This window comes from Oleiphilus sp. HI0080 (assembly GCF_001635135.1).
The window spans coordinates 1-295 of record NZ_LWFU01000960.1 but is presented as its reverse complement, the minus strand read 5'-3'; the positions used below and the strand labels follow the sequence as shown (position 1 = coordinate 295).

Below are 295 nucleotides of genomic sequence, written 5' to 3'. Positions count from 1 at the left end.
TGACTGGTATTTGGCTAACCATGAGTTACAACCCTTCAGCTGAAGGTGCCTTCGCATCGGTTGAATACATCATGCGTGATGTTGAATATGGCTGGTTGTTGCGATATCTACACTCTACAGGCGCTTCTGCGTTCTTTGTGGTTGTATATCTCCATATGTTTCGTGGCTTGCTTTACGGCTCATATAAGAAACCAAGGGAGTTGGTTTGGATCTTCGGGATGACGATTTACTTAGCCTTGATGGCTGAGGCATTCATGGGCTATTTGCTTCCGTGGGGGCAAATGTCTTACTGGGG

At 46.4% G+C, this 295-nt stretch carries 1 protein-coding gene; it reads left to right on the top strand.

Annotation, left to right across the window (positions count from 1 at the left end; translation table 11 throughout):
* A partial coding sequence (locus tag A3751_RS18560) for a cytochrome b N-terminal domain-containing protein (RefSeq protein WP_197466495.1) occupies positions 1–295 on the top strand: 295 nt, incomplete at both ends.